This is a genomic window from Paraburkholderia phenazinium, assembly GCF_900142845.1.
Classification (GTDB): Bacteria; Pseudomonadota; Gammaproteobacteria; order Burkholderiales; family Burkholderiaceae; genus Paraburkholderia; species Paraburkholderia phenazinium_A.
Window position 1 is genome coordinate 929,794 of the sequence record NZ_FSRU01000001.1, and the last position, 13,069, is coordinate 942,862.

13 protein-coding genes are annotated in these 13,069 nt (G+C 62.3%); 8 read left to right on the forward strand and 5 right to left on the reverse strand.

Annotated features, from left to right (window positions below; translation table 11 throughout):
• Positions 1 to 192 precede the first annotated feature (192 nt).
• Both BUS12_RS04025 and BUS12_RS04030 read left to right on the forward strand, forming a co-directional pair.
• On the forward strand, positions 193 to 1,473 hold the full coding sequence (locus BUS12_RS04025; RefSeq protein WP_253190000.1) for an NAD(P)/FAD-dependent oxidoreductase: 1,281 nt from the start codon (positions 193 to 195) through the stop codon (positions 1,471 to 1,473).
• Positions 1,474 to 1,702: 229 nt separating this feature from the next.
• Positions 1,703 to 2,908: an aminotransferase-like domain-containing protein gene (locus tag BUS12_RS04030; protein WP_074294349.1), complete on the forward strand. Its 1,206-nt coding sequence runs from the start codon at positions 1,703 to 1,705 to the stop codon at positions 2,906 to 2,908.
• A 115-nt stretch (positions 2,909 to 3,023) separates the two neighbouring features.
• Here BUS12_RS04030 and BUS12_RS04035 read toward each other — a convergent pair whose 3' ends face one another.
• From BUS12_RS04035 to BUS12_RS04045, 3 genes are all read right to left on the reverse strand, one after another.
• On the reverse strand, positions 3,024 to 3,542 hold the full coding sequence (locus BUS12_RS04035) for a metal-dependent hydrolase (protein WP_074294350.1): 519 nt from the start codon (positions 3,540 to 3,542) through the stop codon (positions 3,024 to 3,026).
• Positions 3,543 to 3,721: 179 nt separating this feature from the next.
• Entirely contained in the window at positions 3,722 to 4,063 is a 342-nt protein-coding gene (locus BUS12_RS04040) for a sugar ABC transporter ATPase (RefSeq protein WP_143788253.1), read from the reverse strand.
• A gap of 261 nt (positions 4,064 to 4,324) precedes the next feature.
• Positions 4,325 to 5,494, reverse strand: coding sequence for a porin (locus BUS12_RS04045; protein WP_074294352.1), 1,170 nt, complete (start codon positions 5,492 to 5,494; stop codon positions 4,325 to 4,327).
• A 622-nt stretch (positions 5,495 to 6,116) separates the two neighbouring features.
• On the opposite strand from BUS12_RS04045, the gene BUS12_RS04050 reads away from it, so the two are divergent.
• Complete coding sequence (locus BUS12_RS04050; protein WP_074294353.1) at positions 6,117 to 6,650, forward strand: hypothetical protein; 534 nt, start codon at positions 6,117 to 6,119, stop codon at positions 6,648 to 6,650.
• Positions 6,651 to 6,680: 30 nt separating this feature from the next.
• Here the strand turns inward: BUS12_RS04050 and BUS12_RS04055 are convergent, their stop codons facing one another.
• Complete coding sequence (locus BUS12_RS04055; protein WP_074294354.1) at positions 6,681 to 7,115, reverse strand: hypothetical protein; 435 nt, start codon at positions 7,113 to 7,115, stop codon at positions 6,681 to 6,683.
• A gap of 259 nt (positions 7,116 to 7,374) precedes the next feature.
• Here BUS12_RS04055 and BUS12_RS04060 point away from each other — a divergent pair, with 259 nt between their 5' ends.
• From BUS12_RS04060 to BUS12_RS04075, 4 genes are read left to right on the forward strand one after another with little or no spacing between them, the layout of a single operon-like run.
• The gene (locus tag BUS12_RS04060; RefSeq protein WP_074294355.1) at positions 7,375 to 8,058 is read left to right on the forward strand and encodes a CDP-alcohol phosphatidyltransferase family protein; all 684 of its coding nucleotides are present in this window, start codon (positions 7,375 to 7,377) and stop codon (positions 8,056 to 8,058) included.
• Positions 8,055 to 8,888, forward strand: a complete 834-nt coding sequence (locus tag BUS12_RS04065) for a HalD/BesD family halogenase (RefSeq protein WP_074294356.1) — start codon at positions 8,055 to 8,057, stop codon at positions 8,886 to 8,888. Before BUS12_RS04060 ends, BUS12_RS04065 begins: the two co-directional genes overlap by 4 nt.
• Positions 8,885 to 9,889, forward strand: a complete 1,005-nt coding sequence (locus BUS12_RS04070; RefSeq protein WP_074294357.1) for a flippase-like domain-containing protein — start codon at positions 8,885 to 8,887, stop codon at positions 9,887 to 9,889. The genes BUS12_RS04065 and BUS12_RS04070 overlap by 4 nt, the downstream gene beginning before the upstream one ends.
• Positions 9,890 to 9,914: 25 nt before the next feature.
• Positions 9,915 to 10,679: a phosphocholine cytidylyltransferase family protein gene (locus BUS12_RS04075; protein ID WP_074294358.1), complete on the forward strand. Its 765-nt coding sequence runs from the start codon at positions 9,915 to 9,917 to the stop codon at positions 10,677 to 10,679.
• A gap of 101 nt (positions 10,680 to 10,780) precedes the next feature.
• On the opposite strand, the gene BUS12_RS04080 is transcribed toward BUS12_RS04075, so the two are convergent.
• Entirely contained in the window at positions 10,781 to 12,148 is a 1,368-nt protein-coding gene (locus tag BUS12_RS04080; RefSeq protein ID WP_074294359.1) for a DUF1996 domain-containing protein, read from the reverse strand.
• Between the two features lie 454 nt (positions 12,149 to 12,602).
• On the opposite strand from BUS12_RS04080, the gene BUS12_RS04085 reads away from it, so the two are divergent.
• Entirely contained in the window at positions 12,603 to 13,016 is a 414-nt protein-coding gene (locus BUS12_RS04085) for a DUF3597 domain-containing protein (RefSeq protein WP_074294360.1), read from the forward strand.
• Positions 13,017 to 13,069 lie beyond the last annotated feature (53 nt).

Here is a 13,069-nt window from a genome sequence, read left to right on the forward strand (position 1 = left end):
AGGCGAAACGTCGTGCGCTCAGCGGGTTTAGTACGCGCTGAGCGCGCGTCGTAGCGCGAGATGAGGGACGCGCGGGTGCACCATCCTTCCGCGCGCCGCGCCGTCTTGCGATGAAGCCGCTAGCCCCTATCAACCTGTGTTCGACTGGCCGCCCCTCTGAGGCGGCCGGCGCCTGCTTCCGGTGAGCCGATCATGAGTGCCCCCAACCCTGCCGCTTCGCACCAGCCCCCCCACGCGGATTCGTCCGCCACGGGGACTTCCTATGGGGTGGAAGACTCGGAGGCGGCCCGGCGTGTGCCTGGGAGTTCGAAAGTGGTCGTCGTCGGTGGCGGCGTGATCGGCAGCTCGATCGCGTATTTTTTGCGTGCCTCGGACCCGACGGTCAGTGTCACCGTGATCGAGCGCGATCCCACCTATGCACGCTCGTCGTCGGCGTTATCGGCGGCGTCGATCCGGCAGCAGTTCTCTACGCCGCTGTCGATCCAGATGTCGCTATTCGGCATCGAGTTCTTGCGTTCGATCGGCGAGCGGCTCGAGATCGACGGGGCCAGGCCGTCCATCGATCTGCATGAAGGCGGTTATCTGTTCCTCGCCACGCCGGCCGGCGAGTCGACCCTGCGCGAAAATCACGCGCTGCAGAAGAGCCTCGGCGCCGACATCAGTCTGCTCGACAGGGTGGCGCTGCAGGCGCGCTTTCCCTGGCTCAATACCGAGGACCTGGTGGCGGGTGCCTATGGCGAGAGCGGCGAGGGCTGGTTCGACGGTTATGGTCTCGTGCAGGCCTTGCGCAAGAAGGCGCAGGCGCTCGGTGCGCGCTACGTGGCCGATGACGTCGTGGCGTTGCAGCGTGACGGCAAGCGTGTCACCCAGGTGGTGACGGCGGGCGGCGAGACGTATGCCTGCGACGTGGTCGTCAATGCGGCCGGCGCGTGGTCGCGGAAGGTGGCGGAGATGGTCGGCATCGACATTCCGGTGTTTGCACGCCGCCGCAGCATATTCAACGTGAGCTCGCCCGCTCAACTCGAACGCTGTCCGCTGCTGATCGATCCGACCGGGGTCTATTTCCGCCCGGAAGGCAAATCGTTTATCTGCGGCACGTCGCCAGGCGCCGACAACGATCCGGACGATCTGCCGCTCGACGAGGTCGATCACGCGTTGTTCGACGAGGTGATCTGGCCGACGCTGGCGCATCGCGTGCCGCAATTCGAGGCGCTGCGCGTGCAGAACTGCTGGTCGGGCTATTACGAGTACAACGTGCTGGACCAGAACGCCATCATCGGACACCACCCGGATGTCGATAATTGCATCTTCGCCAATGGCTTTAGCGGGCACGGTCTGCAGCAGGGGCCGGCAACCGGTCGCGGCGTCAGCGAGCTGATCTTGCAGGGCCGTTATACGACGCTGGATCTGTCGTCGCTTGGTTTCGGGCGTGTGCTCGAGAACCGGCCTATCGTCGAAAAGAATGTGGTTTAGAGGCTGCTAACGCGCTTGCCTGGGCACTGCATGCCCAGATGATTCCGAAAACTCAACAGGTAGTGACTAGATATCGTTTGCCGCCTGTGCCGTTGCTGACCACAATCGACGCCAGTCGCGGATCGTGAGTCGCGGACCGCCGCATGTCACATGCCGCATGCCGTTCAGGCCACACCCCGTAAGCCAGTTACTATCGGCCGCGTTAGCGGTCAAACGCCAACCGCCAATCATGTTCAAGTTCACCCCTCCGTTCGAAGCACCGACCGGCTCTCCGATCCGTGAACTGTTCAAGTACCTGGGCCAGCCGGGCATGATTTCGTTCGCGGGCGGTTATCCGGCGAGCGACCTGTTCGATCGTGCGGGCCTCGATGCGGCTGCTGCGCGCGCGTCGCAGCAGCCAACGCTCTGCCTGCAATACGGTCCGACGGACGGCTTGCCGGTTCTAAAAGACGAACTCGCCCGGCTGATGACGCGCCGCGGCACGCCGTGTACGCCGCAGGAGTTGCTGGTAACGACCGGTTCGCAGCAGGGCTTCGATTTGCTGCTGCGGGTGCTGGTGGGTGCTGGGGATGTGGTGCTGGTCGAACAGCCGGCCTACCCGGCTACATTGCAGGCGCTTAAGCTGCAGCAGGCCGAGGTGGTGACGGTGCCCGTCGATCAGGACGGCCTCGATGTGGCCGCGCTGGCCGCACTGCTCGAAGCGGGCACGCTCGAACGTCTGCCGAAGCTGCTCTACACGGTGCCGACTTTCGCGAATCCCACTGGCGCGACGCTCTCGTATGAGCGGCGTATCGCATTGCTGAAGCTGGCGGCGCGCTACGGTTTTCTGGTGGTCGAAGACGATCCGTACGGCGATCTGCGTTTTGCGGGCGAGCCGTTGCCCTCGCTGCTCGCCTTGAGCGCCGAGGTGCCGGGATCGCGTGATTGGGTCGTGCATTTCTCGAGTCTGTCGAAGATCGTGGCGCCCGGTTTGCGGGTGGGCTGGACCATCGCGCATGCGGAAATCTTGCGGCGCTGTGTCGTCGCCAAACAGACCGTGGATCTGTGCAGTTCGCCGTGGACTCAGGCGATCGCCGCGGAGTATCTGGCGAGCGGCGCGCTCGAATGGCATCTGCCGAAGATCATTGCCGCCTACGCGTTGAAGTGCACGACGTTATGCGATGCGTTGCAAACGCATCTGAAGGACGAGGTTGCGTTTCATCGTCCTGCCGGCGGGATGTTCATGTGGGGCCGGCTTGCGGGCGGCGGCGACGCGTCGGCTTATCTGAAGGCGTGTATCGAGCAGAACGTGATGTTCGTGCCCGGGGTGGCGTTCTTTAAGGACAACGTGGATCTTGCGTCGCTGCGGCTGTCGTTTGCGGCGCCTGGCGTGGGTGAGATTGAAGAAGGTGTGCTGCGCTTGAAACGGGCGCTGGGGATGTGGGGCGCGGCTTGATTAAGGTCATGGCGGTGACGTACCGCTAGCAATGCCGCGAATGCCAATGGGTTCAAACACTTGCGTGACGAGTCCGCAGGATATCCACAGGCTTGCGAACATTATCTGTGGAGAACTACCCTACCCGCAAATGCTGCAACACCCCAAACCCATGCACCCCATGCAGCCAGACATGGCCGGCCACAAACCACGCCGCGATCCACGAAGCCCCCACAACCAGCAGATCGCAATGCCCGCTATTCCACCAGTTAAGCGAGTGCCGTCCAGCGATCCACGGCACGCCGAGCGGGTTGGGCCAGTCCGCGAGTAAATGCATCAGACCGCCGCAGGCGAACCCGAACGCAAGCGCCGCGAGCGGCTGATGATGCGCAAGCTCGCGATAAGAAAACACCAGCAGCGCGATCCAGCCAATCCCCCAATGCGTGACGGTGCGATGGGTGATCCACAGGCGCCGCTTGCGCGACCACCACGCCACTTCAAGCCAGTCCGGCGCAGTACCGCCCGCGACGGCGGCAATGAAACTCAGCAACACCCACACATGGAAGGGGCCGTTCGCGCTGCTGCGCGCGACGATGGCTGCGGCGATGACGCCGGCCGCGAAGCCGGTGGCGTGATGTGCTTTGTTGGAGGCCATCGATAGTGCGCGGCGCCACGTGCGCCGTCTGAATGCAAGGGGCGGTTATGTTCGCAGATGCCCGCGCAAAAAGACAGCGCCGCGCGTGCTATGCAGGCGCGGCGCCGGTCACTCAACGCTCAGTGTTCATCACAGCGGCCTAAATAAACCACACGACGAACACCCGGCCAAAACTATTCCTAAGTCGCGCAACGCGCGATATCAAAGCGCATTTCCGGTTCCGGCGGATCGTCCGGTGCATTGGCCGGTCGCATGACCTTGATCACCGAGCCGGCGCTGACCGGCGTCAGCGTGACGAAGTATGCGGTGTCCGAACCCGAGCCGACGGCCAGTTCGGTTGCGCCGCCCACCGACGACGCCTGCACCCGCGACAAACGGCTTTGGAGGCATTCAGCGATGTAAGACGGCGTGCGCTGCGATGTCACGAACACCAGCGGCTGTGAAGCATCCCGCGTAGGACCGGACGAGCCGCACGCAGCAAGCGCGAGAGCGGCGGGAGCGAGCAAGAGAAGTTTTTTCATGATCGGATCGTCGATGTTCCCGATTAGCGACGGGAACAGGGGCACGGGCGGAACAGGGTGCTCCGCGACGAAGCCGCCGTTCAGCCGCGACGAACTCATGGTGAAATCGCCGCGCGGAAGGCAACTGGCCCGAGTATACCTGCGCGCACGTGGCCGTTCGAAGCACGCAACAATGAGTTACGCATAAAAAAACGCGCGCGTGATTGTGTCACGCGCGCGTTTCTCAACAGGCCGGATCGGTCGATCCGGCCTGCAGCTTCATTAGAAGCGGTGACGCAGACCCACGGTCGCTGCGACCTGGTTGCCGCTCGACGACGGCGACAGCGTGTTGATCATAGCGACGTTCTGCTGGCCATCGCCCAGTTGGCCCGAAGCGTGCTGGTACACGCCTTCCACGTAAACGTCGGTGCGCTTGCTGAGCGAGTAGTCAGCTTGCAGCGAAACGGTGTGCCACTTCGGATCACCCGAGGTCGTGCCGCCCGTCGCCTTGCCGTCCGTGAACGTGTACGCGCCGTTCAGGCTCAGCGCCGGCGTCAGAGCGTACTTGCCGTTGATTTCAAAGTTGTCGAGGTGCAGGTTCGTACCGGTCGGAACCGTGAAGCCCGAGATCGAACCGCCGCCCTGGCCGCCGGCAATCAGGTTGTCGTCTTGCGTGTGGGTCCACACGAAGCCCACCGTAGCCGGACCGTAGGCGTAGTTCGCGCCCACGCCATACGTGCGCTGCAGGGCAGCCGTCAGGTTGGCGTTGTTGCCGTCGCCTGCCGACACTGCACCGTTGCTCAGGTTCGAGCCGCCCAGCGAATTGTTCAGTTGCAAGTACGCAGCAGCAACGTTCAAGCCACCGTTGGTGTACGAAGCGCCGGCGCTATATGCACGGTTGTTCGCGAACTGGCCAGCGTCGTTGCTGAAACCGTACAAGCCGCCAAAGCGGAAGCCGGAGTAGTTGGCGCTCTGGTACTTGACTGCGTTCTTGATCGAGAACGAGTTGTCCAGGTTGTCGTTGTCGAACGGGTGGGCGGCGAGGTTGTTGCCGTAGCCCGAACCTGCTTCCGACAGCGGGCCGAGGTAGTCGACCACGGAGTCATATTGACGGCCGAGCGTCAGCGTACCGTACTGGTCGCTTTGCAGACCCACGAAAGCCTGACGATTGAACATCGTGTTGCTTTCGGTGAACTTGCCGCTGTTCAGGTTGAAGCCGTCTTCCAACGTGAAGATGGCATGCAGGCCGCCGCCGAGGTCTTCGCTGCCGCGCAGGCCGAAGTACGTATCCGACACCGTGCCGCTACCTTGCTGCCAGTTGTTGTGGCCGCCCTGGTTGTTCGAATAGACGAGGCCGGCGTCCAGCGTGCCGTACAACGTAACGCTGCTTTGTGCATGAGCATTGATGGCGAACGCGCCCATGATGCCCGCGATGATGAGGGTTTTTTTCATGCTTTATAAACTCCGAGACAGTCCGTAGAGAATCGCCTGACAGGACTTAACACCGATGCCACTGGCCGCCTGAGGATTCGCAGCGAAGTGTATTCCCCCTGATGAATTGATTAACCTCATCCCGCACAACAATGCTTTCCAGAATCAGGAATACCGGATTTTATTTTCGTAAGTGCAGGTAAATAAAGCGATTTTGTGTGTCGCGGAGAATCCATCGCGGGTATGTCAATCTTTTTCCTGTTGCACCTGCGCGACGCCCACCCATTAAGGCTGAGCGGCTTTCGAATTACAAATGAAACATTAACTTTAAATTCTTTTGTTTTTTGAAAGAGACTATTCCGGATAGTGTGGTGATTGCGGCCGGTCAGTGGCTTTACAATTCGGCTGCCCCTTGACCAAGGGTGTCTTTTTTTTCATCTGTTTATACGCGGCCTGCGGGCCGCGTTTTTTTATTCTGTATTAAATCCGATTATAAGTTCCAACGGATCGCGAAAAATATTTTTTTGAAATTGGCAATAATCCACGGGCTCTGCCGTTCGGCATAGGCCGTACCCCGGTGCAGCCGGGGCGGGTAGAATCGGGTCCTAGTTGACGAATCCGATCCGAACCTGAGCGACCCGCAATGACCGATACCCCCCTTCCATCGCCCGACACCGCTGCCGATCCTGCGACGGAAGATCTCCCCGAACTGCCCGAAACCCAGCACGACCCGCGTTTGTGGCGCGACGACGGCTGGACGGCGCGCGTCATCAAGAATGAAGACGACGACGGCTGGGCGGTGGAGATGATCAAGGACGGGGAGCCGGAGCCCGCTCTGGTCGGACCGTGGACCATGGGTCGCGACAAGAAGAACCCGAAGCCGCTCGATACGGGCGCTTTCAATACGCTTGTGAAGACCGCGTCGGAGGTGCTGCGCCGGCACGAGCAGCAGTTGCACGCCATGCTGCATAAGCGCGTGACGGTGGAATCGCCCACCGGCGACGAACTGGCGGTCACGCTCGACATCGTCCCGAGCGAGGACGACCCCTACGCGCTGTTGACGGCGTTCGACGCCTTCGGCGAGCAACTCGCCCAGGTGAAAGTGGCGCCCAGCTTCAAGTTAGGCAAGGCGAATGCCGCGGCCTGGGTCGAAAACGGGTTCCGCCGGCCGGGTTGAGGCCCCCGCGGGGCGCCGTTCCCGCTTGCCTCAGTTCCGTTTGCAGAAAATCGCGGTGATATGCGGCCCGACGTGATGCACGATTGCCGTGCTGCCCGCCTGGGTCACGGCGTCCTGCACGCTCGAGTCGCTGCCGAACACCACCGCGCCGTACGCCGAGTTGGCAAGCGGTTCGCCGTCACCGGTGCGGAACATCGGATCGTCCTTCTCGAAGCCCACCACTGCAAACACATGGAAACCGAAGGCGCTCAGGTCGGCGCCTTTGGCGGGCCGGAACGCGTTGATCGAATTGCTTTCGACGCGCATCGGCGTCGGATCGATCAGTTGCTGCTGGGCAAGGTCCGCAATGAACTGATGGCCCGATTCGTTACAGGCAAGCGGCGCGTCGAGCGCGCTCGCGTGGCAGGCGAGCGGCAAGACCCCTGCGGACAGGGCGAGCAGAACGGAAGAAAAAACGTGCTTCATAAGCTTCAGATCACGTGTGCACAGTGGCAAGTTCGCAACGGGGCAGGTCAGGGAGAGACGCTGGAAACGCCGCCACGCAAGGTCGTGAATCCTCGGTGAATTTGCCGCGAATCCGATTACGCGGCGTTACAGGCGTAACTGGACTCGCACTTTACCAACGTTCGGGTATTTTTGCTTCGAACGGTATCTGTCAAGGGTTCGCGAGGAAATTGGCGCGGAAAACAGCAAGGTTTCCCGTAACCGTATATATTTCCGGGTTATGAATTCTCGACCATCATCTTTAAAAAACGTTCCGGTCCCGAAAACATGGGACGCGAGGCTCGCTCGCCGGCTTGTGACGCCGCTTGTGGACACGTTTGTCACGCCCAATCATCTCACCACGCTGCGTCTGCTGATCGGCCTCGCAGGTGCGCTGTGCCTCGCGCGGGGCGGGTTTTCCTGGACCAACGCGGGCGCGCTGCTGATCGTCCTGTCGAATTTCGTCGACCACACGGACGGCGAGCTCGCGCGCATCAGCGGCAAGTCGAGCCGGATCGGTCATTTTTACGACCTGGCCTGCGATGCGCTGGTGACGATCCTCCTGTTCGTGGGCATGGGAGTCGGCATGGGCGGGGTTCACGTAGCCGAGCGGGTCGTGCCGGGCGTATTGCTCGGCAGCCTCGCCGGCGTAGCGGTCGCAGTGATTTTCTTCCTGCGCATGCGGATCGAGGAGATGGAAGGCAAGGCCGGCACCAGGCAGGCCTCGGTGGCCGGCTTCGAGACCGAAGACGTGTTGTATCTGCTGCCGCTCGTGACGCTGACCGGCGTCGTCACGCCGTTTGTGGTGGCCGCCTCGATCGGCGCGCCGCTCTTTGCCGTATGGGTGATCGTGGACTTTCGCCGGGCGCTGCGCCGCACGGCGCAGCCCGCCGCCGAAACCAGTCAAATGCAGGTTAGTCCATGAGTACGCAGGCCGAAGATGATGTGATTGCCCAAGCCTCGTCCGACCGCGTACCCGTCACGCCCGCTTCGGTAGAGGCCTTCGGGGCCGTTCCCGAGGCGGACCGCGCCGTTGCCGGCCGCACGCGTCAGTTCGACACGGCGCGCCTCTCCAAAGACTTCGCCGAGCAGGGCGCCTTCCTCTACATGGAAGACTTCCTCGCGCCCGAGGTCACCGCGCAACTCGTGCATAGCGCCCGCGCGCTGCTCGACGAAGTGAATCGCAACTACCTGCCGGGCCACAAGCAGGGCGGCAGCGTGAGCCGTCATACGATCGACCGCCTTGCGCCGTTCATTGCCGAGCTGTATCGCTCGAAGGAACTGATCGGCTGGCTGGAGAAGTTGAGCGGCGACAAGCTGATGGTGTCCCCGCCCGACGACCCGCACGCCTATGCGCTGTATTACTACACCCGGCCGGGCGACCATATCGGCTGGCATTACGACACCTCGTACTACGACGGCCGCCGCTATACGCTGCTGCTCGGCGTGGTCGACGAATCGTCGTGCCGTCTCGACTACGAGTTGCATACGAAGAATCCGGATGTGCCCGATGTACCCGGCTCCGTGCAGATCCCCCCGGGCGGTCTGGTGTTCTTCGACGGCGACAAGCTGCGCCACCGCATCACGCCGGCGGCCGCCAATGAATTCCGCGTCTCGCTGACGTTCGAATATGTCACGGATCCGAACATGCGCCCGTGGCGCCGTTTCATCTCGAACATGAAAGACGCGATCGCCTATTTCGGCTTTCGCCAGGTCTTCCGTCAGATGATCCAGCGCAAAGGGGCGGGGCAATGACTCGCGCGGCCATGATCCTGCTGTCGATCGGCGTCGCGCTGTTCGTCGCGCTGCTCGCCTGGCAGGGCCTGGGTTCGGTCACCTCGACGCTGCTGGTCGCCGGTTGGGGCCTCGCGCTGGTGGCCGCGTTCCATATCGTGCCGCTGGTACTGGATTCGGCGGCGATCGCCGTGCTGATCGACCGGCGCCGCGACCCTGTCGCCGCGCACGATGCCTTGCTCGCGCGCTGGGTCGGCGAGTCGGTGAATAGCCTGCTGCCGGCCGGTCAGATCGGCGGTCCGGTGGTGATGGTGCGGCAACTCTCGCAGCGCGGCATGCGCATGCGCGACGCGGCCGCCGCGATCACGGTCAGCACCACGCTGCAGGCGCTTGCGCAGATCGTCTTTGCCGTGCTCGGCTTGCTGCTGTTCGGCGCTTACGCGGCGCAGGGCGCGCTGCACGACTTGCGCACCGCGACTTTTATTGCCACCGCTATACTCGCCGGGCTGATTGCACTGTTCTTTTTCGCCCAGCGGCGCGGCCTGTTCGGACGGCTCCTGCGGGTCGTCTCGAAGGTATTCGGCAAGCGCGACTGGTCGACCCTGACAATGCGCGCCGACGCCGTCGACGGCGCCGTGCAGGCGCTCTATCGCGAGCGCGGCCGGGTGCTGGCGAGCTTTGCGCTGAGCCTCGTCGGCTGGATCGTCGGCACGGTGGAAGTGTGGCTCGCGCTGCGTTTCCTCGGCCATCCGGTCGGTTGGGTCGACGCGTTGCTGCTCGAGAGTCTGGGTCAGGCGATTCGCGGTGCCGCGTTTGCGATCCCCGGCTCGCTTGGCGTGCAGGAGGGCGGCTATCTGCTGCTCGCGCCGCTCGTCGGCCTGCCGCCGGATGCGGCGCTGGCGTTGTCGCTCGCCAAGCGCGCCCGCGAGATTCTGCTGGGTCTGCCGGGCCTGTTGTACCTGCATTTCAGTGAAAGAAACTGGCAGCGTCGGCGTGCGACGCGCGTGCCGGCTGTCGACTAACCCTACTTTTAGAAAGGGACCACGCATGCGTGCCATTATTCTCGCTGCGGGCCTTGGCCTGCGTCTTCAGCTCCCGCCGGGCGAACAGTTCCCGAAATGCCTGCTGCAGTTCGACGGCGTCAGCCTGCTCGAACGGCATCTGCAGATGCTCGAAACCGCCGGCGTCACGGATGTCGTGTTGGCGCTCGGTTTCCAGCCGGGGCTGGTCGAGGCCGAGCTGAAGCGCATCAACTGGCCACATCCGGTCGAGATCGTGATCAATCCGCGTTTCGACCTCGGCAGCGTGCTGACGGTGCACACCGTGGCCGATCCGCTGACGCGCGGCGGCGACGTGCTGCTGATGGACGCCGACGTGCTGTACGACGAGCGCATCCTGAACGCGCTGGTGGCGGGCGAGACGGTCAACCGTCTGCTGATCGACCGCGACTTCGAAGCGGGCGACGAGCCGGTCAAGCTGTGCCTGAAAGACGGTGTGCCGGTCGAACTGCGCAAGCAGCTTGCTGTGAATCTGGAGTACGACACGATTGGCGAGTCGGTGGGCTTCTTCCGCTTCCGTGAGGAAACTGCACAGCGCTTTGCGCAGATCGTGGCGGGCTACATCGACAGCGGCCGTTCGAACCTGCCGCACGAAGAAGCGGTGCGCGATCTGCTGCTGGAGCGCAGCCAGGTGTTCGATACCGCCGACGTGACCGGTGCGCCGTGGATCGAAATCGACTTCCCGAACGATGTCGTGCGCGCCCGCGCCGAGATCCTGCCGCAATTGCAGCCGCTGGTGACTGTGCCGCGCTGAGCGCCGCATCTCGCTTCTGCTTTGACGCACATGTGCCGGTTGTTGACGGCACATGTCGCTCCCAAAACCTGCGCATGGCACACGCCAGGGCCGCAGCGTCATCACTTCAAATAAAGCCCCGGTGTCCAGGCGCCCGAACGGGACGAAAAGCTCACGGTCTGGCTGACTGGATTCTTGATGCAGATGCCTATCTGCGACGCACCCGCGGCCCTTTGCGACGCGATATACCCACTGATGTCGTTGAGCCGGACCTGCTGAACGTTATCCAGGTAGATCCCACCGATGCGCTGGCTCAGATCGCAAGACGCAACGGTAGGGGCATGCCCCGTCTCGTCCCAGTCCGTATGTGCCGCGTATAGCTGGATCGTGATGGCGGCGGTATCCGTAACGTTTCCGCCAAATGACTGCAAGTACGACTTGGCGTACGGATAGTCGTTGAGATTGGCCGGCATGGGAAACCGGATGAAAACCAGGTTGCCCGGCGCCGCGACCAAGGTTGTGCCTGCGGGCTGGGCAACGCCATTGCTATCCAGTTGAACGTTCGCGGCGGCCGCCGAATAGTAGGTGGGGATGTTTTTGTCGCAGGTGCTTCCCGGCGTGGCGGGCTTGTTCATGCAGGTATCGATCAGGTATTGCATCGTCTCCGGGCGCCACGCGTTCATGAAGTCGCCGTGCGCGGTGTACAGGCTGCCCCATTGCGGTACCCATTGACCGTTCTGGAACACCGGGTCCATCGAGAGTTGCATATCCGACATGTCGGGATTGGTCCCGAGATCGTAGGCAAGGTTCATCTGCAACTCCGGGATCTTCACCGGATAGGCGCTGGGACAGGTGCCGTCGCTGTTTCGGTAGGCCACGTTGAGCTGGCCGCTTGCCGCTTTTCTCGCGGCCTGCATACGGGCTGCCCTGCTGTTCCCCAGGATCGGTACCAACGTCTTGCCGTCCCAGCAATCCGGAAAGTGCACGGAGATATTGAATTGCGAATGTTCGCCCGGCGTTTTCGGCGGACAGGTTTTCGGCGGCTCCTTGACGTAGCCCTGACCGGCGCACAGGAAATCGATGTGCGGGTTCTGCTGGGTGCCCATGTGATCTCCCGCCAGCATTTCCAGACCGGCCGGAATCACGTTGACGGGCACCACGGGCTGGTCGTTCCTGTAGTAGGTCTTCTCGTACATCGGCGGGATGATCTCGGCGCCACGCTTTAACTGCGGCGACCAGTAAGCCGAAGGATCTGCCGGCGAATCGCAGGTGGTAGCGATGTCTTGGGTCAATGAATCGGGCGTGCTAAAGGCGTTCGTATGCGTGTTGCCAAAGAAGTCGTGCACCATCGCTTCTCCTGGCTTTCCGGGGTAGACGATGGCGTCGTCAGGCAGCGTATGCGAGTAGGCGCACTGCGTATTGAACTGGTTGGCATGCGCAGCGCCTGCCGCAAGCAGCAACGTCAATCCAACAATGGCATGGGTTTTCATGAGTGACTCCGGCGAGGCTGAATAGAGCGGCGTCCAACGAAAGTTGTTTCGTTAAACTAAATAAATAATGAAATGGAATGTGCGATGGTTTCAGTGCGCACGTCAACGAATCACGGGAGGGTAAAGGGAGTCTAGTTCATGATCGGCGTCGCAAATCGCCGGCGGGCATTTTCGCGCCAGGTGAACGAAACGATGTGGATCAAACGAAGCGAGGACGAAACGATGAACGGCTGAAGTGCGCAGACCTATATGTCCGAAAATGCACATGCGCAATACGCGTGACATATAACCGCGAGTGCGATTCTCCGTCTTTATCGGACATTCATCGAAGCCTTGACCTTTCTTGACCAATTAGCGGCGTGATCCAGGTAAATTTCGCCTAGCATACTGAAAGCATGCGTTCCGGAGCGGTCTGGTGTGGCCGCTCGCCATCCACCCCATAGGAGGTTTCAACATGAGTATTTTTGGTGAGATTGTGAACAAGCTGTTCGGCAAGGCGAAGCCGGATCAACCGCCGCCCGCCGCGGAGCCCACGCCGGACCCTGCGGTTGCGCAGGCTGCCGCGCAGGCCGCCGCCCCCGACGCCGCGCCGGCGCCCGCGCCGCTGACGGATGTCGACGTCGCTGCCGTGCTGGACCAGCTTGTGAGCGAGAGCGGACAAACGCTGAACTGGCGCGTGTCGATTGTCGATACGATGAAGGCCCTCGGCGTCGACAGCAGTCTCGACCATCGCAAGCAGCTCGCCACGGAGCTCAAGTACAGCGGGGACATGAACGATTCAGCCAGCATGAACATCTGGTTGCACAAGCAGGTCATGCTTGCGTTGGCCGCGAACGGCGGCAAGCTGCCGCCGGATCTGGCTTCCTGAATGCGCTGATGCGGGTGCTGCGCCAACGCCCGGTGGCCTCGGGCGTTGCGCGT